Genomic DNA, 21276 nt, shown 5'->3' with positions numbered 1-21276 from the left:
TGAGCAACAACGGCGAAAGGGGCAACAATGGCCAGGAACGCAATTCCCGGACTGCAGACCGGCCGCAGCGTGATGTCCAAAATGATTGGCTTCGCAGTCGTATTGGCCATCTTGGTAATCGTGGTCAAGCACCCGGCCGACGCGGCCAGTTTCGCGAAGACTCTCTTCGGCGGCCTGGGGGCCATCATCGATGGCTTGGTGAGCTTCTTTCGAACACTGATCGGCTAGGACTCAAGGCGCCGTTCGAGTTCGGTGACGCGGCGGCGGAGGTCGGCAACGGCCTGCCAGACGCGCTCGTCTCCTCCGCTGTCGCGAACCGGCGCGTCATCGCCACGAGCTTGGGTTCGCACGAAAGACCCCTTGCCGTGCCGGGTGACCACCAGGCCCTCGTCGCGCAGCAGCGTCACGGCGGACTTGGCCGTGTTGATCGCGACGCCCCAGGTCTCGGCGAGTTCCTGGTAGGTCGGCAGCTGCGCGCCAGGGGCGTGCTCCCCCGACCGGATGGCGGCACGCAGGGCGCCAGCCACCTGCAGGTACGGCGCGCGCGGGTCGTCCGGGTCCAGAGAGGCCATGTCACCAGGCTAAGCGAGGCAGCTCAGTTAAGTCAGTTCCAACATGTCTGTTGACAGAGTTGATAGACACGTCTTACGTTGATCTCCGGCCTGACCGCCCGCTCCCCAGCGGGAGACCACGAACAGTTTTGGAGCCAAATCCCATGGACGATGTCCTGCCGCCGCTCAGCTACGCGCCGGACGGCCTGCACGAGTCAGACATAGATGCGCTGATCGCCGCGTACTTCACGGCCGGCGAGACCGGCGGTCCTGCGGACCGGGTGGCGGCCAGTCGGCACGCCCGACGTCTCGGCCGTCAGACCGTCACCGCTGCTCTCCGCAGTCGTGTGGTCGAGCCGGACCGTGTCGACGACGCGGCGGCTTGAGTTCGCCCCGGCCCGGCGGCCGGAACCGCCAAGAACCACCCGCCGGACCGGGTTCTCCCAACCCTCACGAAGCCAGTCAGGAGACCTCTAATGGTAGGGCTCAACATGTCCGACACCAGCCCCGGCAGCGCGTATCCGCCCTCGGTTGAGGGGTTGCTGCCCCGTGTTCGTGAGTGGGCGGCGGACCTGGGTTCGGCCCCGTCCCGGAACCGGATCATGACCGAGTTCCGGGTGGGTGCGCCGAAGGCACGCGCCATTCTTGCGGCGCTGGACAGCGAGACCGAGAGCACGTCGGTCCGGACTCTACATTCCGTCCCGGAACCCGTCACGGACTCGGCGACGCCAACGGGCACCGACACGACACCACCAGTTGACGACGAAGTGCAGACCACACCGGTCGCGGCCCCGGGCCCGGCGAGGACACGACCGGTCCCGACCTGGCCGCTCCTGTTGCTGGCCTTGCCCGCGTTCGTGGCGATCTGGGGTGGCTGGGTCGGACTGGGTCGGCTGACCGGGTTCGGGCCGATCGAACTCCTGCCGGGGATCTGGGACGGCCTGTCGATCAACTCGGCGATCACGCTGCCACTGGGCGTCGAGACCTACGCCGCGTTCGCGATGCGCGTCTGGCTGTCGGACTCGGCCGGCTCTACCCGGGCACGTGACTTCGCCAAGTGGTCCACGGTCGGCTCACTGGCCCTGGGGATGGCTGGCCAGGTGGCCTATCACCTCATGTCCGCCGCCGGAATCACCAGCGCACCGTGGCCGATCACCACGCTCGTCTCCTGCCTGCCGGTCGTCGTACTCGGCTGCGGTGCCGCGCTGGCTCACCTGCTCCACACCGCCCGTCACCAGGAGGTGCGTGCCTGATGAGCACCACGGCAGACGAACCCGGCAAGGTGATCGCGTTCCCCACGAAGTCCAGTGCACCGATGCCCGAAATCGTGGAAGCTGAGCTGGTGGACGACTCGGCGGAGCGTCCGCCGGTTATGGCTGTGGACACCCCCGCCACTGACAATTCGACCTGGTTGAACCGGTTGCGGACCCAGAACCGCCAGCCGATCATCCCGCCCTACCTCCGATCTCTCGGCGAGGCCAAGCAGGCGGCCACGTGGGTGGGCAGGCACTACGCCCACAAGACCGGCTACCACGTCGCCCGGTCGCCGCTGTACGCGCTGCGGCTGGCCGTGCGCTCCCCACGCGGACTGTTGCTCCTCCTGGCCGCGACCGGCCGCTACGTGGGCGACGCCGAAGGGCGGCCCCTGCGGGCCGAGATGGCGACCACCGACAAGGCTGAGCTGTACCTGAAACTGTCCCAGCAACGTGACCGGCGAGTGGTGCTGCGTTGGATGCAACTCGGCCTGGTCGCCAGCTTCGGACTGGTCCTGATGCTGGTGCTCCCAGAAGTGATGCCGGGATGGGTGATCTGGGCGTGCGGAGTGCTGGCCGTCGGCCTGCTCGGCAAGCTCGGCTCCACAAAGGACAACCCGGTCATCGGCTCGCGCGCCGTGATCTCGACACAGATTCAGAAGCTCACCAGCGACAACGTGGTCCACGCGCTGTCTGTCCTGGGTATCCCGAGCATCAACCAGGCCCTCACCAAGAACCCCCACGCCATCGGCTTCACCGCGCCGATCCAGCGGGACGGCCCCGGCTGGCGCGCGGACGTCGACCTACCGCCGGGCGTCACGGTCGCCGAAGTCATCGAGCGCAGGGCCAAGCTCGCGTCCGCCCTCGGCCGGCCGCTGGGATGCGTGTGGCCAGAGGGCAACGCCGAAGTGCATCCCGGGCGGATGGTGCTCTGGGTCGGAGACGAGGACATGTCCAAGTCCCGCCAACCGATCTGGCCGTTGCGCAAGATCGGCACGGTCGACCTGTTCAAGCCGCAGCCGTTCGGCACCGACCAGCGCGGTCGTTGGGTCGAGATCACGCTGATGTTCATCTCGATGGTCATCGGCGCGGTACCGCGCATGGGCAAGACGTTCGCGCTGCGGGAGCTGCTGCTGATCGCTGGTATGGACCCGCGCGCCGAACTGCACGTCTACGACCTCAAAGGCACTGGTGACCTGTCGCCGCTGGCCCCGATCTCGCACCGCTACCGGGCAGGGGAGGAACCGGAGGACATCGCATACGCCGTCACGGGCCTACGTGAGCTGAGCACCGAACTGCGGCGGCGCGCGAAGGTGATCCGGGAACTGCCCAAGGACCTGTGCCCGGAGAACAAGGTCACGCCCGAGCTGGCCGGCAAGAAAGCCCTCGGCCTGCACCCGATCTTGATCGGTGTCGACGAGTGCCAGAAGTGGTTCGAGCACGCCGAGTACGGCGCGGAGATCGAGGACATCTGCACCGACCTGGTCAAACGTGGCCCCGCAGTGGGCATCGTGATCCTGCTGGCCACCCAGCGGCCGGACGCCAAGAGCATCCCGACCGCGATCAGCGACAACGCCGTGATGCGGTTCTGCCTCAAGGTCACCGGCCAGCCCGCGAACGACATGGTGTTGGGCACTTCCGCCCACCGCAACGGGTTCAAGGCGACCACCTTTTCCTTCCGTGACAAGGGAATCGGCATCCTGCTCGGCGAGGGCGACGAACCGCGGACCACGCTCACCGTCAACATCAACGGCCCGGACGCCGAACAGCTCGCGGCACGCGCTCGTGCGGCACGGGTGGCGGCCGGGCGACTGACCGGCTACGCGGCAGGGCTCGACCTCACGCCCGACGAGGACGAGACCGACAGCGGCACCTTGCTGGCCGACGTGCTCACCGCGATCGGCAACGCGGACAAGGCGTGGTCGGAGTCCATCGTGGACCGGCTCGCCGAACTGCGGCCAGCGGTCTACGGACCGTGGGCCGAACTGCCGACCGGCACGGCCAAGGCAACCCAACTGTCTGGCGCGCTCAAGCCGTTCGGCATCTCGACCAAACAGGTCTGGGCCACCGACCCGGAGACCGGCAAGGGCGCCAACCGCATGGGCATCACCCGCGACTCGATCGCCAACACTCTCACGGAACGTGGCCGAAACCGAGGACGCGCCTAGCTCCTCCGTTGGCTCTAGGTCTAGAGCCTGCTCCCTCTAGACCTAGAGCCCCCTCTAGACCATCAAACACCCGCTGATCAGCGCCCTAGCACCTAGAGGCGTGGGCCGATCGCGCCCAGAAACAGCCCCGGAGGCATCCGTTGAACACCCTCGGCCCGTTCCTGCTCGTGCTGATCGTTGCCGCTCTCGGTTACGCACTGTCGTGCGCCATCTACCCCTACCGCGCATGCCGCTCCTGCCACGGCGTGGGGCAGTTCCGCTCCCCGCTCCTGCGCGCCATCCGGCTCTGCCGACGCTGCGACGGCACCGGCCGCACCCTCCGCGCCGGCCGCCGCGCCTACAACGCCGCCGTTCGCGCCGGCCGCGCCATCCGCCGATCACAGGGCCGCTGACCACACACCCCGTTCCTTCGCTCGAAAGGCAATCGATGACTCCCGTCGTCATTGACCCCGAACGCCAGTTCCTCGGCTGCCTCATGCGGCTGGACACCAACCCAGCACGGCGACTGCTCGCCGGGATGCGGGCAACCGACCTCGCCGACCCGATCGCGTCCGACCTGATTGGACTCGCCATCCAGCTGGTTGCTGCCGACCACGCACCGACTCCGCTCGCCTTGCTCGACAGCGCGTGGGAGACCACCGACACGCGACCGTGGACCGGTGGCCCTCACCGGCTCCAGGTCACCGGTTCGTGGATCGCCGACACCTACCACCACGCACCACCCGCACCTGCGGCAAGCGGCCCGTGGCTCAAGACCGTCGTCCTGAAAGCCGCATGGCGTCGAGCCATCCGCGCCCACGGCCAGCGCCTGGTCCACGCCGTTGACGAGGAGTGGGCGACGACCGTCCTGCACGAGGCCGCCGACGACACCGCACGGGTTGACGACCTCTGGAGCCGCTACCGGACCGCCCGCGAACAAATCGGCAGCGAGCGGGAGGCAGCGTGAGCAGCGTTGATGTCACGCTCGCCGCGATCGACAGCGTGGTCGGCGCCGCGTGCCAGAAGTGCGGCAACCAGCTCGGCCCGGCGGCGCCATCGGCGGACTTCTGCTCGGAGGCCTGCGGCACTGCCTGGCGCGACGCCCAAGCGGACAGCGAACCGGTCGACCACGGTCGCGCACCGGATCAGGAGATGCCCGAACACGCACCGGAACGGCCGCTGTCCTGGCTCGCCCCGGTCCCCGTCGAGCTGCGTACCGGCCACACCGTGCTCGACGGCGTGACCGCGTTCCTGAACAGGTTCGTCGTGTTCCCCAACGAGCACTGCGCGCCCACGATCGCGCTGTGGTTCGCCCACACCTACGCCGCCCACCGCTTCTACATCACCCCGCGGCTGATCCTGGACTCCGCCGAACCGGGATCGGGCAAGACGCGCGTACTCGAGGTCGCGGCGCTGCTGGTGCACTCCCCGGAGTCGACCATCTCCACCACCCCGGCCGCGCTGTTCCGGCTCGTGGCGGCCAGCCGCATCACCGTCCTGTTCGACGAGGTCGACGCGGTGTTCAGCGCCAAGGGAGGCAACGAGGACCTGCGCGGCCTGCTCAACGCCGGCTACAAACAGGGCGCCACCGTCACCCGCTGCGCCGGCGACGCCAAGTCGATGAAGGTTGAACGCTTCCCCGTGTTCGCCCCGGTCGCCCTCGGCGGCATCGCCGGCAACATGCCCGCCACGATCACGACGCGCGCCATCACCATCCACATGCGACGACGACGCTCCGATCAGACCGTCGAGCAGTTCCGCCAACGCACCGCCGAACGTGACGCCCGCCCGATCAGGGAATCCCTGTCGGCCTGGATGTCGGCCATGGCCGATCAGTTGGCCGACGCGATCCCGCGCCTCCCCGAAGGTGTGGTGGACCGATCAGCGGAGATCTGGGAACCGCTGGTGGCCATCGCCGACGCCGCAGGTGGGGAGTGGCCAGAACGAGCACGCCAGGCATGCGCCCACTTCGTGCTCAGGTCCAGCCAGCCCGCCACCAACGGAATCCGACTGCTCGCCGACCTCCGCACGCTCTACGACCGCCACAACGCCACCCGGCTCGCCACCAAGGCGCTACTCGCCGACCTCACCGAGCTGGAAGACGCTCCGTGGGCCGACCTCGACGGCAGAGGCAAACAGCTCGACGGCCGCCGGCTCGCCGCCGAACTGGCGCGATACGGCATCGCACCCATCGCCTTCAAGGACGACAGCGACACCACCGTGAAGGGCTACGTCACCTACGCCACGGACCGAACCAAGTCCCAGAAAGCCCAGGTCGGGCTGGCTGATGCCTGGGACCGCTACCTGTCGGCCACCGACACCGAGGGGAACGCATGACCGCCGCCAACCCTGACGTCGCCGCGCTGCTGGCCCAGGTCGTCCAGTTGCTCGCGTCGACCGAGCCGACCAGCGTCCCAGTACCCCGCATGTCCGAGACCGAGAGCGTCATGTTGACCGTGGAAGAAGCCGCCGAACGGCTTCGCATAGGGCGGACCACCGCGTGGAGCCTCGTCAAATCCGGCGAACTCCGCTCCGTCTCCATCGGTCGACTCCGCCGAGTCCCGGCCTCCGAGGTGCAGGCCTACGCGGCCCAACTGATGACCAACGAAGGCAACACCGACGAGCCGAGGGGGAGCTGACATGGCACGCCAAAAGAAGACGCGGGCAGCGAAGGGCCGTTCCACGATCTACCTCGGCGTGGACGGGTGTTGGCACGGCCGCGTGACCATGGGCCTGCAGGACAACGGAAAACCGGAACGTCGCCACATCAAGCGCAAGGGCGACGGCGCGTACGAGGCGGTCGTGGAAGCCGTCCAGAAGCTGGAGCAAGAGCGCGAGGAAGGCGCCGCCCGAACTCCCCGAAGCGCGACACAAACAGTCGCGGAGTGGCTGACGTACTGGCTGGAGAACATCGCCCGGCCCCACATCCGTTACAAGACCTACGAGGGGTACCAGAACGACATTCACAACCACCTCATCCCGCGAATCGGCGCGCACAAGATGGACAGAATCCAGCACGAGCCCGAACGATTCGAGAAGGTCTACGCCAAGCTCGCCGAAGCCGGCCTCGGTCAGTACACCCTCCGGCACGTACACATCACCGCACGAGCCGCGTTCCGCGAGGCGAAGAAGCGCGACATCATCACCAAGAACCCTTTCGAGATCATCAAATCACCGCGCGTCGACGAGGAAGAAGTGGACCCCTACGAGATCGAGGAGGTCCAGGACATCATCAAAGCCGCACTTGACCGACGTAACGGTGTTCGCTTCGTCCTCGCATTGGCCATCGGAACCCGCAAGGGAGAATCGATCGCCTTCCGCTGGTCCTGGCTGAACCGAGGTACCAAGGTCCTCCGCGTGCGCCAGCAACGGCAACGCCACACCTACCGACACGGTTGCGCCAACCCCGTCGCCTGCGCAGCCACGCACCACAAGGTCAAGCCCTGCCGCCAGTCCTGCAAATCCCACAAGAGAACGTGCCCTCCGCCCTGCCAACCCGACTGCACCGGCCACGCGAGGTACTGCCCGAAACGAATCGGCGGCATGGTCGACGTCGACGTGAAATCCCGAGCCGGCCGACGGGGTGTTCGACTGCCGGATCAGCTGTTCAACCTTCTCATGGAGCATGAGAAGGTCCAAGCTGCGGAACGCGCGTTGGCAGAGGACCTGTGGATCGAGAGCGACTTCATGTTCACCCAGCCGAACGGCAAACCGATCGATCCACGCGCCGATCACAACGAGTGGAAGTCACTCCTGGCGGCTGCGGGCGTCCGGGACGCACGTCTCCACGACGCACGGCACACCGCTGCGACCGTTCTGCTTCTGCTCGGCGTACCGCTGCCGGTGGTCATGGAGATCATGGGCTGGTCCAACGCGAAGATCGCCAAGCGCTACCAACACGTCATCAGCTCGATCCAGGTGAACGTCGCAGCACAGATCAACACCCTTCTGTGGGGCCGCTGAACGAATTCGTGGGTCATAGCGGTCGCCAAGTCGAGTACCCCGGAATAGCCCCTGATCGGCCAACATCAGGGTGATGCCACCGTCCTTTCCGCCGGTGCGGGAAGGACGGTGCAGCCTGCACGGAGCATCTGAGCGGCCAGCCCACAAAGCAGGTGCGATCCTTGGCTATCCCGGAGGGTCGGCGCAGCCGCCGAAAACGGTGCTGTTGATCAGCATGAGCGTTTCGGCGTTGCGATCCTCGCCGGTCCCGGAGGGCCGGCGCAGCGTGACAGCGCGGGTGCTCCCCGGCGCGTGTCCGTCGGGGTTGCGATCCTCACCGGTCCCGGAGGGCCGGCGCAGCTACGGCACCATCGGGCCACACGTTTTCCATCAGCGCGTTGCGATCCTCGCCGGTCCCGGAGAGCCGGCGCAGCGCGGTGTGGATGTTCAACGTCTTGGCGTTGTCCTTGTTGCGATCCTCGCCGGTCCCGGAGGACCGGCGCAGCTCCACATCGGACGCGCTGGTGCCCATGATGTTCATGTTGCGATCCTCGCCGGTCCCGGAGGGCCGGCGCAGCGGCGCCTTGCCCTGCAGCACGTTGGTGATCGCGGACATGTTGCGATCCTCGCTGGTCCCGGAGGACCGGCGCAGCCCTGCGCCACGTAGGCGAGGCTCAGCAGGCCGAACATGGCGTTGCGATCCTCGCCGGTCCCGGAGGGCCGGCGCAGCCGCCGGTGGGCACCCACACCCAGCACGACCAGGTGTAAGTGTTGCGATCCTCGCCGGTCCCGGAGGGCCGGCGCAGCTTGCCGATGCCCATGGCCGTCGCCAGGCTGCCCCGGACGTTGCGATCCTCGCCGGTCCCGGAGGGCCGGCGCAGCACTCAGCGCATCCCACCGCGGCCGACCGACCTCCACGGTGTTGCGATCCTCGCCGGTCCCGGAGGGCCGGCGCAGCTCGCGTTGTGCGGGATGATCATGCCGGCTTGGTCGCTGATGTTGCGATCCTCGCCGGTCCCGGAGGGCCGGCGCAGCCGGGTAGCCGACTGACCGAGCAGCGCGGGGGCTTGGGTGTTGCGATCCTCGCCGGTCCCGGAGGACCGGCGCAGCGTCCACGTAGCTACGTGAGTACGTGAGGAGGTGAAAGGGTTGCGATCCTCGCCGGTCCCGGAGGGCCGGCGCAGCGCCTCGAGGAACGATTGCATGTCCCTCTCCTCCCACAGGTTGCGATCCTCGCCGGTCCCGGAGGGCCGGCGCAGCGGTTCCCGAGCTGCGACTATCACCCTCCGTCGCAGGTTCATCGGTCCTTGTATCGCACAGAAATCCTTGGTGCTTACGCCAACATCGGCGTGTCGCGCTTCGGAACCTATGGCGTGTCGCGTCACCACTTGGGGTTCCTAGATCATCTATAGCGCCGCAACGACACGAGGTTGATGAACCACTTGCGACACGTGCGATCGACCAAGTGCCCACACAGCGCGAGATGAGCACACCCAGGTTCGCTGGCTCTCCGGTTCGTTGAGGACCGTGGCCGGACCACGCGAAGTCGGACGACGGCCTCTCGACACGATCCTCGGCCACCAACCGATGCCGCCAGACGACCAGACACGGCCGCGCAAATGAGACCCTAAATGAGACCCCGCCAACCACAGGCGTGCTGACGGAAACGTCCACCAAGTACGTTTCTGCTGGTCAGACTATGCGGAGGCGGAGGGATTTGAACCCCCGGACCCGTGAAGGTCTCCTGTTTTCAAGACAGGTGCATTCGGCCGCTCTGCCACGCCTCCCTACGGGGTGCAGGGTAGCGGGCTCAGGGGTCCAGCTCCTCCAGGTGGGTGAGTACCCGCTCGAAGATCCCCGCCAGCGCCTGCTGGTCCTCGGCTGTCAGCAGGTCGATCAGATGGCTCCGTACGCCGTCGACGTGCGTGGGCGCCATCGTGCGTAGGCGGGTCATGCCGGCTTCGGTCAGTTCGGCGAACACGCCTCTGGCGTCGTCGTCGCATTCGACTCTGCGGACGAGGCCGGTGGCCTCCATGCGGGAGATCTGGTGGGAAAGTCTGCTCTTCGAGCTGGCTACCTCGCCGGCCAGTTGTGCCATCCGCATCCGGCGGCCCTCGTGTTCGGACAGGCGGACCAGGACCTCGTAGTCCGCCAGTGCCATGGCGTGACCGTCCTGCAGTTCGCGGTTCAGTTGCTTGCGGAGCAGCTCACTCCCGATCACATACGCACGCCAGGCCCGCATCTCACGCTGGCTGAGCCAACGCGTCTGTTCCTGCGCTTCGGTCACTCGACAAGGGTAGTTCGGACACCGTCGCAGCCCTACGTTGAACCTGGTCAGTCACCAGATCGCTCGATCGGGGGGCCTCCTTGTGGATCTTTCCCAGGATGGTGGCCACTGTCCGCTGCGGACAGTGACAGCGGGTTTCACCTGGTCGGGTCCGGTCGTCGGGGTTGTAACAGGGCGATCAACGGGTGCATCCTGGAGGTACGGCTGGCTCATGCGAGGCACGTCGCGGCCAGCCTGGAGAGGTCAGGTGATGCCGTGACAATGCGGAGAATCGACCGTTTGGGCCGCTGTTCGCTGCGACCCCGCGACTGAGTTGGGCACAACTCGACGTGGTCGCGCCTTTGCGGAGCAGCACCAGGCTTCGGGTGTTCTCAGCACCTCGACGAAGTTGATCCCCGCATCAGGGCTCCCAGACACGCCTGGTGGGGATCCACGCCGGTCTGGACGACAGCGTCCCCCGGAACGCCACGAACGACGCCTTCCCAACCGAGAAGGCAGGAAGACGTCGTTCGTGGCTTACTAGATCAGCGCACCGCGTGGTGGTCGTCGACCACTACCTCCGCGGCCATCGTGCGCTGGGCCGCGGCCCTGGCCTTTGCCCTGGCCGAGCGCGGTGGCACGCCGTTCACGTCCTCCGTGGAGATCGCGTAGGAGCCGAGCACCCACGCGACGCCGTCGGCCATCCTGGCGTAGGCCGCGCGGTCCACGTTGCCCAGGTTGTCGCAGGCCGTGTGGTAGCACGGGTCGTAGGTCTCGCCAGCTATGCCGCCCCACTTGTCGACCTGCTCCTCGGTCTTCACGCCATCTGCCCCGGTGAACAGGCCGCCGGCGGGGATGCCGTTGAGGATGAACTCGTTGTAGTCCGAGCGGCCGTTGAAGTCCGTGCCCTCGGTCGGCTGGCCGGTCGCGTCGAAGTAGTTCGCGAAGGCCGCCTCGATCTGGCCGGAGCCGTACGGGCCGGGGCCTGCGCCCTCACCGTCGGAGTCATCGCCGTCGAAGATGAAGTAGCCGGCGTTCGGTGAGCCGATCATGTCGAAGTTCAGGTACAGCGCGATGTTCAGCTGCTCCTCGAAATCAAGGCTCTGCACGTAGTACTCCGAGCCGACCAGGCCATGCTCCTCGGCACTCCACCAGGCGAACCGCACCGCGTTGTTGACCTTCGGCGAACCACCGAGCTGCAGCGCGGTCTCCAGCAGCGCGGCGCTGCCGGTGCCGTTGTCGTTGATCCCGGCCCCCGCGCCGACCCCGTCGAGGTGCGCGCCGGCCATGACCACGTTCTCGTGCCGGCCGGTCTGGGTCTCGGCGACCACGTTGTAGGTGGTGCGGTCCTCCATGACGCCCTGCAGATCAATAGTCACCGGTGCGCCGTTCTGCGCGACGAGCGCGGCGCCCTGCTCCTGGGTGACCCCCGCGGCGGGCGCGCTGGCCGGGTCGACCCCGCCGAGTGTGCCGTTCAGCGAACCCGGGCCGTTGTTGTAGACGATCACCGCCGCCGCGCCGACCTGGCCGGCGATCAGCGCCTTCTCCCCGAACGTGCAACTACCGCGGCTGACCAGCACGACCGCGCCCTCCGCGGCCAGTCCGTCGTAGTCCGTCGTCTCGCAACCCGGGGTGTCGTCCACCGGCACGGCCACCAGCGTGCCGGTGGCGCCGCCCTCGGGGGTGTTCTGGCTGTAGCTCATCCGGATGACCGGCACGTCAGCACCGTCGACGGTCGCGGTCTGGATCACGGTCTCGTCGTAGATGAACGGGAACTCCTGCCGAGTCACCGTGTAACCGGCGGTCTCGAGCTTGGTCGCGATGTACTCGGCGGACCGCACGTGTCCTTCGCTGCCCGCTGCCCGGTTACCGCCTGTGCTGTCGGCGATGCGCTGGAACGCGACCAGGTGACGGTTGAGGTTGGTGATCCCCACCTTGTTCACCAACTGTCGGGCCAGCGCCGGACCGTCCGGCAAGGTTTGCCCGGCGGCTGACGCGGGTATCGCGGTCATGCTGAGGCCGGTCGCGGCCGCGAGTACCGCGACTCCGACTCGGAGTGTCGTCTTGCGGGACGGCATGTGGATTTTCCTCTCCATCACGGGCGGACGCCGGCGCGCGCATCGTTCCCCCGATCGCGAGCCGCATCCGGCGAGGACACCCTCGCCGGATCACCGCCGCAGGTCAAGACCCGTACGCGGACTGTTATGGATGCCCGATTACGGTCGAGGTATGCGTGCCATCGTGATCAAAGAGCCCGGCGGTCCGGACGTACTGACCTGGACGGAGCAACCCGATCCACAACCCGGCCCAGGCGAGGTGCTCCTCGAGGTGGCGGCCACCGCGGTGAACCGTGCCGATCTGCTCCAGCGGCAGGGCGTCTATCCGCCGCCGCCGGGTGCGAGCGAGGTACCCGGGCTGGAGTGCTCCGGCGTGGTGGTCGCGCTCGGTGACGATGTGGGTGAGTTCCGTGTGGGGGACAAGGTGTGCGCGTTGCTCGCCGGCGGCGGCTACGGGCAGCTGGTCGCGGTGCCGGCAGGACAGCTCCTGCCGCTGCCGGCCGGGGTGGATCTGGTGACGGCGGCGGCGCTGCCGGAGGTCGCGTGCACGGTGTGGTCGAACGTGGTGCTGGCGGCGGGGCTGCTGGCCGACGAGCTGCTGCTGGTGCATGGCGGCGCCGGTGGCATCGGCACGCACGCGATCCAGGTCGGCAAGGCGCTCGGCGCGCGGGTGGCGGTCACCGCTGGCTCGCCGCAGCGGCTGGAGCGGTGTGCCGCCCTCGGCGCGGACGTGCTGGTCGACTACCACGAGCAGGACTTCGTCGAGCAGGTGCGGGCGGCGACCGACGGGCGCGGGGCCGACGTCATCCTCGACAACATGGGCGCGAAGTACCTGCCGCGCAATGTCTCCGCGCTGGCGCGCAACGGGCGGCTGATGGTCATCGGCATGCAGGGTGGGGTCAAGGGCGAGCTCAACGTCGGCGCGCTGCTGGGCAAGTGCGGCTCGATCTCGGCGACCACGTTGCGCAACCGGCCGCTGGACGAGAAGGCGGCCATCGTCGGCGAGGTGGCCACGCAGCTGTGGCCGCTGGTGGAGGCCGGCACCGTGCAGCCGATCGTGCACGAGGTCCTGCCGGTGGAGCAGGCCGCCGACGCGCACCGGGTCATGGAGGAGGGCGGGGTGTTCGGCAAGCTGGTCATGAAGATGCCGTGAGCGTTGGACTCGCGGGGTCAGCGGGTGGTGAGGGCGGCTACGGCGGAGGCCAGGGCGTCCACCTCGGCGGCGGTGGTGTAGTGGGCCAGGCCGACGCGGACGGCGCCGCCCACCTCGGCCACGCCGAGGGCGGCGAAGACGCCGCTTGGCACGTCGTCGGCGAAGGCGCAGATGCCGTGGTCGGCCAGGTGGACGATGGCTTCGGCGGCCTTGACGTCGGTGACGGTGAAGGCCAGGGCCGGGATGCGGCGCATGGCGTCGCCGATGACCGTCACGTGCAGCAGGCCCCGCAGCTCGGAGATCAGCTTGCCGAGCATGCCGGCCTGGTAGCTCTTGGCCGAGCCGATCGAGGTCTGCAGGCGCTCCCGGCGGCTGCCGGTCGCCGTGTCGTCCAGGTTGGCCAGGTACTCGATCGAGGCCACCAGGCCGGCCAGCAGCGGAAACGCGTGTTGGCCGAGCTCGAGGCGGCCGGGGCCGCTCAGGTTGGGTCCCAGGGCGCAGGAGGGCAGGCGGTCGAGCAGCGTCGGGTCGGTGAACGCGAGCGCGCCGACCGTCGGGCCGCCCCACGCGGTCGCCGACACCGCGACCACGTCCGCGCCCATGGCCTTGATGTCCATCGGCACGAACGGCGCCGACGACGAGGCGTCCACCACGACCAGCGCCTTCGACTGGCGTGCCAGGCCGGTGATCTTGGCCAGGTCCGGCCGGGTGCCGACCACCCCGGACGCGGCCGTGACCGCGACCAGCTTGGTGCGGCGGGAGATCAGGCTCTCGTACTGCCAGGCGGGCAGCTCACAGGTCTCGATGTCGATCTCCGCCCAGCGCACGGTCGCCCCCGCCCGCTGCGCCACGCCGAGCCAGGGCGCGATGTTCTGCTGGTGGTCCAGGCGCGAGACCACGATCTCGTCGCCGATCACCCAGTCATTGCCCATCGCCTCGGCCAGCCGGGCCAGCAGCACCGCCGGGTTGGGTCCGAGGACGACCCCGGCCGGGTCACAACCCACCAGGTCGGCGATCGCGCGGCGGGCCGCGTCCACGATCGCCTCGGCTCGCTGCGAGGCCGGGAACACGCCGCCCGGACCGGAGACCGGCGCGCGCAGGGCCGTGGACACCGCCGTGGCGACCTGCTCCGGTACCTGCATGCCGGCCGGGGCGTCCAGGTGAATCCAGCCATCACCCAACGCGGGAAACTGTCCCCGAATCGCAGCGACGTCGAACGCCATGACCACACGGTACGGAGGCGGGTCAACACGCTGCCTCCGGGGGCATCCCCCGGTATCCACCGCGCCGACGGCGGTTACCCTCGGTAGACGCACCACAGTTGAGCAGGCCCAGGATGGAGCAGATGAACCAGGCAGGCGAGAACGTCCAGCGCCCGGACGGCGAGTCCGGCCGGTCCGAGCAGTCCCCGCACGTGATGGTCATGGGCCCCGACGGCTCGCCGATCGGCGCGGCCAAGCTCCCCGACGGTCAGGACGCCATGGCCGCCGAGGCCGTCGGCGACATGGTCGAGCAGCCGGCCAAGGTCATGCGGATCGGCACCATGATCAAACAGCTGCTGGAGGAAGTCCGCGCGGCGCCGCTGGACGACGCGTCCCGCAATCGTTTGCGGGAGATTCACAAGCGGTCGATCGCCGAGCTCGAGGACGGGCTCGCGCCCGAGCTGCGCGACGAGCTGGAACGGCTGTCGCTGCCGTTCACCGAGGAGAACACGCCGTCGGACGCCGAGCTGCGGATCGCCCAGGCCCAGCTGGTCGGCTGGTTGGAAGGGCTGTTCCACGGCATCCAGACCGCGCTGTTCGCCCAGCAGATGGCCGCCAGGGGCCAGCTGGAGCAGATGCGCCGTGGCCTGCCGCCGGGATCCGGCGGCGAGGCAGGCGACGGTCAGCACGTCCGGGGCACCGGGCAGTACCTCTAGCGGTCAGGCGAGCACGAGACGGCGTTCGTGGTCGAGTAGGAAACGTTTGCGGGGCAGCCCGCCGCCGTAGCCGGTGAGCGCGCCGCCGGCGCCGATGACCCGGTGACACGGGACGATGATGCTGATCGGGTTGTGTCCGTTGGCGTGCCCGATCGCGCGGGCCGCGCTCGGCCGGCCGATCTGCGCGGCCAGCTCACCGTAGGTGACGGTCTCGCCGTAGGGCACCTCGCGCAACGCGTTCCAGACGGTCTGCTGGAAGGCGCTGCCGCGCGGCGCGAGCGAGACCGTGAACTCGGTCCGCTCGCCGCCGAAGTACTCGTCGAGCTGACCGATGATCCCGGCGAACATGGCGTCGTCGCGGTCGCCGAAGTTGGCCTCGGCCGGGCGGTACCGCTGGTCGGTCATGTACAGGCCGGACAGGTTTCCCTCGCTGCCGACCAGCGTGAGCTGGCCGACAGGGCTGTCCATGAGTGCGTGCATGAGTCCACTGTGCTGGTCGGGCCGGCCACTCGGCTGGCGGAAATCAGACATGACGGTAGGTGAGCATGGCGAACTGTCGGGGTGGCCTGCTGAGGTTAGGCCCATGACTGACGAGTTTCGAGCACTGCACCGCGGGCGGGTCCTGGTACTGGCCAACGCGTGGGACGTGGCCAGCGCGCGGTTGATCGAGCGGGCGGGCGCGCCCGCGGTGGCCACGACCTCGGCCGGCGTCGCGTGGAGCCTCGGCGCCGCCGACGGCGACCAGCTGTCCCGGGAGCGGGCGATCGACCTGGTGGCCCGGGTCGCCGAGGCCGTCCGGGTGCCGGTGACCGCGGACATCGAGACCGGCTTCGGGGCCGACGCCGCCGAGGTCGGCGACACCGTGCGGGCGATCGCCGACGCGGGCGCGGCCGGGGTGAACATCGAGGACGCGGTGCACCAAGGGCCGGCGCTGCGCGACGTCGACGACCAGGAGCGGCGGCTCGCGGCGGCCAGCGCCGCCGGCCTGTTCGTGAACGCGCGGATCGACACCTATCTGCTCGGCATCGGCCCGCCCGCCGACCGGCTGGCCGAGACCGTGGCGCGGGCGCGCGCGTATGTCGACGCCGGGGCGGCCGGGATCTTCGTGCCCGGCGTGGTCGACCGGGAGACCATCGAGGAGCTGGTCGCGCGGATCGACGCGCCGCTGAACGTGCTGAGCATGCCGGGGGCGCTCCCGGTGCCGGAGCTGGCCGCGCTCGGGGTGGCCAGGGTCAGCGTCGGCGCGCGGGTGGCGCTGGCGGCCTACGCGGTCGCGATCCGGGTCGCCGAGGAGCTGCTCGGCCAGGGCACCTACGAGTCCCTGGTCACCGACCTGACCCACGCGGACCTCAATGCCCTGCTGAGCGGACCACACAGGTAAGCGGATTGTTCCGGTCAGTCACCTAACCGAATTGGGAACCGGCATGGCGCGTCGGACATCTACCCTCAGCTGATCCATCGTGGAACGGGGGAGAAATGCCCGACATCGAGTACCGCTTCGGCACCGGCGAAGGCGACCCGAACGTGCACAGTTCCTCGGCCGACGTGGATGTCGACGGCGACGGCACGCTGGACGCCGTCGCCCTGGACTTCGACGGTGACGGCCGGGTCGACGACGTGATGTGGGACTCCGACGGTGACGGCGTCGCGGACACCGCGGTGCTCGACCTGGACGACGATGGCGTGGCCGAGGCGGAGTACTTCGACCCGACCGGTCTCGGCACCTGGAACGCGGAAGGGCGCGGCAACGGGGTGGCCGCCCAGGAGCCCACGCCGGAGCCACAGCCGTCCCCCGCGCCCGCCCCGGCCGAGCCAACCGACGAGCCGGTCGATGGCGGCGGGTACGAGCCGCGCCAGGAGGAACCGGCCGAGACCGAGGAGCCGGCCGAGCCGACGGCCGAGGAGGACACCGGCGACACGCCGGCGACCGACACCGACGGCTTACCCGGCATGGGCGGCGAGAACCCAACCGACGACCCGACCGCCGACCCCACCGACGCTGACCAGACCGAGTACGAGCCACGGCCGGACGACGACGATCAGGACGAGGAAGCCGACGACACCGAGGGCCTGCTGTTCGGCGAGGACGACAGCGACGACGCGCTCGGCGGCTGGTACGACGGCGACCTGGGCTGAGCCGCGCTCAGTCCACCGGCCGCTCGCCGTCGACCTGCCACCGCCGCAGCATCGGCAGCACGAACCACAACACCCCGAACATCAGCGCGGCACCCGCCGCGAGCACGACCGCGACCCAGTTGCCGAGCACGGCGTCGGTGAGCAGCAGCACGGTCGCGGTCATCGCGACCGCGAGGCACACCATGCCGGCCACCGCGAACCGGCTGGCGATGTCCACGATAATCGCCCGCTGCCCCTTGCGAAACAGCACCCGGTGCCACGCGACCGGAGCGCTCAGCAGCGCCACCGCCGTGATCGCGAACACCACGGCGACCAGATGCACGACGTGTTGGAAGTCGGTGCCGCGCAGATAGGGCTCGGTGAACGCGACCGCGAGCAGAAAACCGAACAAGAACTGCACCCCGGCCTGCGCGACCCGCAGTTCCTGCAGCAACTCGTTGACGTTGCGCTTGAGTCGCTCGTGTTCGGTCTCGTCGTGGGCAGTTCCATCTTCGGCCATACCGGACGAATACCTCTTGTCCCGCTTGGGGAAACCTCGCTCAGCTCGCGCCGACGGGCGCCAGCCAGGGAATCGTGCGCCACGGGCCGTCGATGTCGGTGAGCAGCCGGTGCCGAATCGCGACCACCTCGGCGTAGAACGCCTCGAAATCCCGGCCGGCAAAGGACAACAGCGCACCGAGGCTGAACGCGGCGGACAGGTCGGCCCAGGACATGTAGTGCCGCGCGCACAGTTCCCCCGCGCGCAACACCATGCGCTCGACGGTCGCCGCGTCGCCGTAGCCCGCGCGCTCGCCGAGATGGGCCGCGCCGATCGCCCGGCCCCAGTCGTAGCCGCGCAGGCTGTGCACCACGCCGTGCAACGGGATCAGGCCGTCGACCCGGAACCGGTCCTCGTAATGGGAGATCCGCGCGGCGGCCGCGAGCAGCACCGGCACCCAGGGCGCGCGCAGCCGCCCCTGATCGCCCGCCTCCCGGATGATGCGCTGCCAGCCGGCCAGGTCCGGCGGCACGGTGCGCACCACGGTCGCCTGCCAGCGAAGTTCCATCGCGAGGTCGACCCGCCGGGCACCGCGCTCGGCGAGCAGGCCGTCCATGACCCGTTGCCACTCGGTCGCATCGCGCACGCCGAACAGGTCGACGAGCCGGGCGCGCGGTTCGGCCGCGGGGACGCCGGGGCGCACCTGCGCGCCACAGGCGAGCGCGAACGCGAACTCCGCCCGGTTGGCCCGGCGCGTCCGCAGGTCTTCGGTCATCGCAACACCTTTCAGCGCAACCGCTCACCGGGAACGGGGAAGATGTGGTCGGTGCCGTCCTGGTCGGCGTGCACCACGAACGGCCGGTCCGCGCCCTTGGGCGAGGTGGTGGCGACATAGACGCGCACCCCGGGGAACGGGTCGGCGATGGCGTGGATCGGGTGCGGCCCGGCGATGGGCAGCAGGTTGTTGTAGGCGACGCCCGCCCGCCGGACGGCGCCGAGGGCGAAGTGATCCGCCTGCGCGGCAAGGACTTCCCTGACCGACCCGGCGAGCGCGCCGGTGAGCGCGAACGCCATCACGGCGTAGCCGAGCGACTCGTGCACCACGAACCGCAGCTCGTGGTTGACGTACACGCCCCGGCGCCGCGCGCTCGCGTAGATCGCGTAGGACCGCTTCGCTCTGCCAGGACCGAACATGCCGCGCATGAGCGCCTCCCAACCACGCAACTCACCGAGGCGGCAGGCGAGGGTGGATGCGTCCATGATCGTCCTTCTCGTCACATGTGGGTCAGCTGCTGGCACGGAGCCGGCCGACCGGCGGCGGTTCGGGATCGAGCAACGGCTTGGTCGGCGCCGGCAGGTGGTACAGGTCGTGCAGCCGGACCCGGATCCGCTCCAGCGGGTAGGTGTCGCCGTAGATGGTCGCCTTGACGATGACGCCTTCCAGCACGCTGCGGAACATGACCTCCTCCAGCGCCGGGTCGGCGGCTCCCCGCTCGGCGAACAGGCCGCGCAGGCTGTCCTCCAGCCGGATCAGGTCGGCGTCCTTGCCCTGTTCGGTGCTCGCGAAGATCGGGTGCGTCGAGGGGTGGGTCATCAGGCTCAGCGCCAGCCGCTGCACGGGCAGCGTGCTCGCCGCGGCGGCGATGACCGCGTCGATCGTCGCGGCCAGCCGTTCGTCCGGGGTGCCGGTGAGCGCGATCATCGCCGCCACGCCGTCGAGGTAGCGCTCCAGCAGTTTCGAGACCAGCTCGTGCTTGCCGGGGAAGTAGTAGGTGATCAGACCTCGGGACACCCCGGCCCTGGCGGTGATGTCGGAGATCGTGGCGTTGTGGAAGCCCTTCTCGGCGAAGACCTCCAGCGCGGCGCCCAGGATCCGCTCGCGGGACTGCTCGCGCAGCTGCTCGTTCGCCTGCATGGAGCGGGGGGACACGCGGTTGACTGTACATACGTCCAACCAACATGGGTAGCCAACACTCGGCTTATTTCCGAGACGGGCGTAACGTATCATAGGGTCTCCCCGTGCCGAAAGAGCCGGTCCGCGGCCGCCCGCGCAGCCATGAGCTGGACGGACGCATCCTTGACGCGGCCAGAGAACTGCTGACCGAGCACGGTTACCTCGGACTGAGCATGGAGGCGGTCGCCCGGCGCGCGGGAGTCGGCAAGCAGACGCTCTACCGCCGCTGGCCGCGGCGGCCGCTGCTGGTCTACGAGGCGTACTTCGGCGGGGTGCAGCGCACCGCCGCGCACCTGCCGGACACCGGGACGCTGGCCGGGGACCTGGCCGGCGCGACGTCGTATCTGGACCAGGTCTTCCGGCTGCCCGGCACGGTGCAGCTGGTCAGCGGCCTGGTGGCCGACTGCCTGGTCGAGCCCGAGCTGATGCGGCTGCTGCGGGAGCTGATGATGACCCCGGACCTGGAGGTCGCCGAGGTCATCTTCGCCCGCGCGGTCGCCAGGGGAGACCTGCCGGCCGACAGCGACGTGCGCGCGCTCGCGGAGATCATGGCCGGGTCGATGTTCGCCCACCATGTGCTCTACGGCGACGTCCGGCTGGGTTTCGCGGACGTACTGGCCACAACCCTGGCCAAGCTGGCGCGCTGACTTCCGCCGACAAACTGCGTTCGCCACACCCGACCAGGCCAGACGCGTCATCGAGGCGATCGGCAGCGGTGACCGCACCCACGCCAACATCGCCGCCACCGCGGGAAGCCGCCAGGGCGCCATCCCATCGGGCTCGCTGTCTCCCCTGCTCCGCCGCCTCACCGAGGAGAAGCGGGTGCTCGCCGTCGACCATCCGCTCTCGACCCAACCCGGCAAACCCGCGCGCTACCGCGTCGCCGACAGCAACCTGCGCCTCTACCTCGCGATCGGCAGGACCGTCCAGGAACAGGCCCGCCGCGGCCGACAGGACGCGGCGGTTCGCCTGCTGCGCCGCCGCTGGACAACGTGGCGCGGCCGTGCCGTCGAACCCCTCATTCGCGACGCCGTCGAACTCGCCGCGCTCACCGGCGCCCTGCCGTGGCCGGACACCACAACCGTGGGCGGCTGGTGGAATCGTCAGGTCAACCCCGAAGTCGACCTCATCGGCGCCGACGACGCACCCGTCGCTCGCCAGATCTTCTTCGCGGGCGCCGTCAAATGGCTCGGCACGCCGTTCGACAGCCACGACCTCGGCGCCCTTCAGCGCGCCGCCACCCGGATTCCCGGGTTCCAGCCGGGACAGTCCGGCCTCGCGGTCGTCTCGCTGTCCGGAATCAACGACGATCACGACCAACTCGGTCTCCGGTGGGGACCACAGGAGGTTCTCAACTCCTGGTCCTGACCGTTGCTACTCCAGGCGAACCCGCAGTGGTCGAGTTCGCGTCCGGGTGCGGT

At 69.1% G+C, this 21276-nt stretch carries 24 protein-coding genes, 1 tRNA gene and 1 CRISPR repeat array; of the genes, 15 read left to right on the top strand and 10 right to left on the bottom strand.

Annotated features, from left to right (window positions below; genetic code table 11):
• Positions 1-27: 27 nt before the first annotated feature.
• Positions 28-228 (top strand): hypothetical protein, encoded by a 201-nt coding sequence (locus ACYVIP_RS05095; protein WP_460392505.1) that lies wholly within the window; start codon positions 28-30, stop codon positions 226-228.
• On the opposite strand, the gene ACYVIP_RS05090 is transcribed toward ACYVIP_RS05095, so the two are convergent.
• A complete protein-coding gene (locus tag ACYVIP_RS05090) occupies positions 225-572 on the bottom strand; it encodes a GntR family transcriptional regulator (RefSeq protein WP_460392503.1) in 348 nt (115 codons plus the stop codon). The genes ACYVIP_RS05095 and ACYVIP_RS05090 overlap by 4 nt on opposite strands.
• A 143-nt stretch (positions 573-715) precedes the next feature.
• Here ACYVIP_RS05090 and ACYVIP_RS05085 point away from each other — a divergent pair, with 143 nt between their 5' ends.
• The 8 genes from ACYVIP_RS05085 to ACYVIP_RS05050 all read left to right on the top strand — a co-directional run bounded on the left by ACYVIP_RS05085 (position 716) and on the right by ACYVIP_RS05050 (position 7914).
• Positions 716-937 carry a hypothetical protein gene (locus tag ACYVIP_RS05085; RefSeq protein WP_460392501.1) on the top strand — a complete coding sequence of 74 codons (222 nt, stop codon included), beginning with the start codon at positions 716-718 and terminating at the stop codon, positions 935-937.
• A gap of 459 nt (positions 938-1396) precedes the next feature.
• A complete protein-coding gene (locus ACYVIP_RS05080) occupies positions 1397-1804 on the top strand; it encodes a hypothetical protein (protein WP_460392499.1) in 408 nt (135 codons plus the stop codon).
• Positions 1804-3972: a cell division protein FtsK gene (locus ACYVIP_RS05075; RefSeq protein WP_460392497.1), complete on the top strand. Its 2169-nt coding sequence runs from the start codon at positions 1804-1806 to the stop codon at positions 3970-3972. Before ACYVIP_RS05080 ends, ACYVIP_RS05075 begins: the two co-directional genes overlap by 1 nt.
• A gap of 140 nt (positions 3973-4112) precedes the next feature.
• Positions 4113-4364 (top strand): hypothetical protein, encoded by a 252-nt coding sequence (locus ACYVIP_RS05070; RefSeq protein WP_460392496.1) that lies wholly within the window; start codon positions 4113-4115, stop codon positions 4362-4364.
• 35 nt (positions 4365-4399) lie between these two features.
• Complete coding sequence (locus tag ACYVIP_RS05065) at positions 4400-4918, top strand: hypothetical protein (protein ID WP_460392494.1); 519 nt, start codon at positions 4400-4402, stop codon at positions 4916-4918.
• Complete coding sequence (locus ACYVIP_RS05060; protein ID WP_460392492.1) at positions 4915-6288, top strand: DUF3631 domain-containing protein; 1374 nt, start codon at positions 4915-4917, stop codon at positions 6286-6288. Before ACYVIP_RS05065 ends, ACYVIP_RS05060 begins: the two co-directional genes overlap by 4 nt.
• Positions 6285-6590, top strand: a complete 306-nt coding sequence (locus tag ACYVIP_RS05055; protein WP_460392490.1) for a helix-turn-helix domain-containing protein — start codon at positions 6285-6287, stop codon at positions 6588-6590. The genes ACYVIP_RS05060 and ACYVIP_RS05055 overlap by 4 nt, the downstream gene beginning before the upstream one ends.
• 1 nt (position 6591) lies before the next feature.
• Positions 6592-7914 carry a tyrosine-type recombinase/integrase gene (locus ACYVIP_RS05050; RefSeq protein ID WP_460392488.1) on the top strand — a complete coding sequence of 441 codons (1323 nt, stop codon included), beginning with the start codon at positions 6592-6594 and terminating at the stop codon, positions 7912-7914.
• Positions 7915-8065: 151 nt separating this feature from the next.
• Positions 8066-9153: a CRISPR direct-repeat array (repeat unit 37 nt; unit sequence GTTGCGATCCTCGCCGGTCCCGGAGGGCCGGCGCAGC).
• Positions 9154-9595: 442 nt separating this feature from the next.
• On the opposite strand, the gene ACYVIP_RS05045 is transcribed toward ACYVIP_RS05050, so the two are convergent.
• The 3 genes from ACYVIP_RS05045 to ACYVIP_RS05035 all read right to left on the bottom strand — a co-directional run bounded on the left by ACYVIP_RS05045 (position 9596) and on the right by ACYVIP_RS05035 (position 12237).
• Positions 9596-9680, bottom strand: a tRNA-Ser gene (locus tag ACYVIP_RS05045).
• 23 nt (positions 9681-9703) lie between these two features.
• Entirely contained in the window at positions 9704-10135 is a 432-nt protein-coding gene (locus ACYVIP_RS05040; protein WP_460392537.1) for a MarR family winged helix-turn-helix transcriptional regulator, read from the bottom strand.
• A 569-nt stretch (positions 10136-10704) separates the two neighbouring features.
• On the bottom strand, positions 10705-12237 hold the full coding sequence (locus ACYVIP_RS05035) for a M28 family metallopeptidase (RefSeq protein ID WP_460392486.1): 1533 nt from the start codon (positions 12235-12237) through the stop codon (positions 10705-10707).
• Positions 12238-12388: 151 nt separating this feature from the next.
• Between ACYVIP_RS05035 and ACYVIP_RS05030 the strand changes: the two genes are divergently transcribed.
• Complete coding sequence (locus ACYVIP_RS05030) at positions 12389-13369, top strand: NAD(P)H-quinone oxidoreductase (RefSeq protein ID WP_460392484.1); 981 nt, start codon at positions 12389-12391, stop codon at positions 13367-13369.
• A gap of 17 nt (positions 13370-13386) precedes the next feature.
• On the opposite strand, the gene ACYVIP_RS05025 is transcribed toward ACYVIP_RS05030, so the two are convergent.
• Entirely contained in the window at positions 13387-14592 is a 1206-nt protein-coding gene (locus ACYVIP_RS05025; protein WP_460392482.1) for a cysteine desulfurase-like protein, read from the bottom strand.
• A gap of 122 nt (positions 14593-14714) precedes the next feature.
• On the opposite strand from ACYVIP_RS05025, the gene ACYVIP_RS05020 reads away from it, so the two are divergent.
• Positions 14715-15287 (top strand): bacterial proteasome activator family protein, encoded by a 573-nt coding sequence (locus ACYVIP_RS05020; protein ID WP_460392480.1) that lies wholly within the window; start codon positions 14715-14717, stop codon positions 15285-15287.
• Positions 15288-15290: 3 nt separating this feature from the next.
• On the opposite strand, the gene ACYVIP_RS05015 is transcribed toward ACYVIP_RS05020, so the two are convergent.
• Complete coding sequence (locus ACYVIP_RS05015; RefSeq protein ID WP_460392478.1) at positions 15291-15767, bottom strand: methylated-DNA--[protein]-cysteine S-methyltransferase; 477 nt, start codon at positions 15765-15767, stop codon at positions 15291-15293.
• A 103-nt stretch (positions 15768-15870) separates the two neighbouring features.
• Between ACYVIP_RS05015 and ACYVIP_RS05010 the strand changes: the two genes are divergently transcribed.
• Positions 15871-16668 (top strand): isocitrate lyase/PEP mutase family protein, encoded by a 798-nt coding sequence (locus ACYVIP_RS05010; protein ID WP_460392476.1) that lies wholly within the window; start codon positions 15871-15873, stop codon positions 16666-16668.
• Positions 16669-16763: 95 nt separating this feature from the next.
• Positions 16764-17423 carry a hypothetical protein gene (locus ACYVIP_RS05005; protein ID WP_460392474.1) on the top strand — a complete coding sequence of 220 codons (660 nt, stop codon included), beginning with the start codon at positions 16764-16766 and terminating at the stop codon, positions 17421-17423.
• 7 nt (positions 17424-17430) lie between these two features.
• Here ACYVIP_RS05005 and ACYVIP_RS05000 read toward each other — a convergent pair whose 3' ends face one another.
• From ACYVIP_RS05000 to ACYVIP_RS04985, 4 genes are read right to left on the bottom strand one after another with little or no spacing between them, the layout of a single operon-like run.
• Positions 17431-17922, bottom strand: a complete 492-nt coding sequence (locus ACYVIP_RS05000; protein WP_460392472.1) for a DUF6328 family protein — start codon at positions 17920-17922, stop codon at positions 17431-17433.
• A gap of 40 nt (positions 17923-17962) precedes the next feature.
• Complete coding sequence (locus ACYVIP_RS04995) at positions 17963-18676, bottom strand: DUF1266 domain-containing protein (RefSeq protein ID WP_460392470.1); 714 nt, start codon at positions 18674-18676, stop codon at positions 17963-17965.
• 11 nt (positions 18677-18687) lie between these two features.
• The gene (locus ACYVIP_RS04990) at positions 18688-19161 is read right to left on the bottom strand and encodes a hypothetical protein (RefSeq protein WP_460392468.1); all 474 of its coding nucleotides are present in this window, start codon (positions 19159-19161) and stop codon (positions 18688-18690) included.
• Between the two features lie 25 nt (positions 19162-19186).
• Entirely contained in the window at positions 19187-19831 is a 645-nt protein-coding gene (locus ACYVIP_RS04985; protein ID WP_460392466.1) for a TetR/AcrR family transcriptional regulator, read from the bottom strand.
• An 89-nt stretch (positions 19832-19920) separates the two neighbouring features.
• On the opposite strand from ACYVIP_RS04985, the gene ACYVIP_RS04980 reads away from it, so the two are divergent.
• A complete protein-coding gene (locus ACYVIP_RS04980; protein ID WP_460392464.1) occupies positions 19921-20502 on the top strand; it encodes a TetR/AcrR family transcriptional regulator in 582 nt (193 codons plus the stop codon).
• Between the two features lie 175 nt (positions 20503-20677).
• Positions 20678-21223 (top strand): DUF234 domain-containing protein, encoded by a 546-nt coding sequence (locus ACYVIP_RS04975; RefSeq protein WP_460392462.1) that lies wholly within the window; start codon positions 20678-20680, stop codon positions 21221-21223.
• Positions 21224-21276 lie beyond the last annotated feature (53 nt).

This window comes from Actinophytocola sediminis, from assembly GCF_054779715.1.
This window is presented reverse-complemented; position numbering and strand designations above follow the sequence as displayed.

Excerpts from the sequence above, each read along its gene's own strand:
- ACYVIP_RS05095 (WP_460392505.1), top strand. The coding sequence starts at position 28 with ATGGCCAGGAACGCAATTCCCGGACTGCAGACCGGCCGCAGCGTGATG.
- ACYVIP_RS05090 (WP_460392503.1), bottom strand. The coding sequence starts at position 572 with ATGGCCTCTCTGGACCCGGACGACCCGCGCGCGCCGTACCTGCAGGTG.
- ACYVIP_RS05085 (WP_460392501.1), top strand. The coding sequence starts at position 716 with ATGGACGATGTCCTGCCGCCGCTCAGCTACGCGCCGGACGGCCTGCAC.
- ACYVIP_RS05075 (WP_460392497.1), top strand. The coding sequence starts at position 1,804 with ATGAGCACCACGGCAGACGAACCCGGCAAGGTGATCGCGTTCCCCACG.
- ACYVIP_RS05065 (WP_460392494.1), top strand. The coding sequence starts at position 4,400 with ATGACTCCCGTCGTCATTGACCCCGAACGCCAGTTCCTCGGCTGCCTC.
- ACYVIP_RS05055 (WP_460392490.1), top strand. The coding sequence starts at position 6,285 with ATGACCGCCGCCAACCCTGACGTCGCCGCGCTGCTGGCCCAGGTCGTC.
- ACYVIP_RS05050 (WP_460392488.1), top strand. The coding sequence starts at position 6,592 with ATGGCACGCCAAAAGAAGACGCGGGCAGCGAAGGGCCGTTCCACGATC.
- ACYVIP_RS05040 (WP_460392537.1), bottom strand. The coding sequence starts at position 10,135 with ATGCGGGCCTGGCGTGCGTATGTGATCGGGAGTGAGCTGCTCCGCAAG.
- ACYVIP_RS05035 (WP_460392486.1), bottom strand. The coding sequence starts at position 12,237 with ATGCCGTCCCGCAAGACGACACTCCGAGTCGGAGTCGCGGTACTCGCG.
- ACYVIP_RS05030 (WP_460392484.1), top strand. The coding sequence starts at position 12,389 with ATGCGTGCCATCGTGATCAAAGAGCCCGGCGGTCCGGACGTACTGACC.
- ACYVIP_RS05025 (WP_460392482.1), bottom strand. The coding sequence starts at position 14,592 with ATGGCGTTCGACGTCGCTGCGATTCGGGGACAGTTTCCCGCGTTGGGT.
- ACYVIP_RS05020 (WP_460392480.1), top strand. The coding sequence starts at position 14,715 with ATGAACCAGGCAGGCGAGAACGTCCAGCGCCCGGACGGCGAGTCCGGC.
- ACYVIP_RS05015 (WP_460392478.1), bottom strand. The coding sequence starts at position 15,767 with ATGCACGCACTCATGGACAGCCCTGTCGGCCAGCTCACGCTGGTCGGC.
- ACYVIP_RS05010 (WP_460392476.1), top strand. The coding sequence starts at position 15,871 with ATGACTGACGAGTTTCGAGCACTGCACCGCGGGCGGGTCCTGGTACTG.
- ACYVIP_RS05005 (WP_460392474.1), top strand. The coding sequence starts at position 16,764 with ATGCCCGACATCGAGTACCGCTTCGGCACCGGCGAAGGCGACCCGAAC.
- ACYVIP_RS05000 (WP_460392472.1), bottom strand. The coding sequence starts at position 17,922 with ATGGCCGAAGATGGAACTGCCCACGACGAGACCGAACACGAGCGACTC.
- ACYVIP_RS04995 (WP_460392470.1), bottom strand. The coding sequence starts at position 18,676 with ATGACCGAAGACCTGCGGACGCGCCGGGCCAACCGGGCGGAGTTCGCG.
- ACYVIP_RS04990 (WP_460392468.1), bottom strand. The coding sequence starts at position 19,161 with ATGGACGCATCCACCCTCGCCTGCCGCCTCGGTGAGTTGCGTGGTTGG.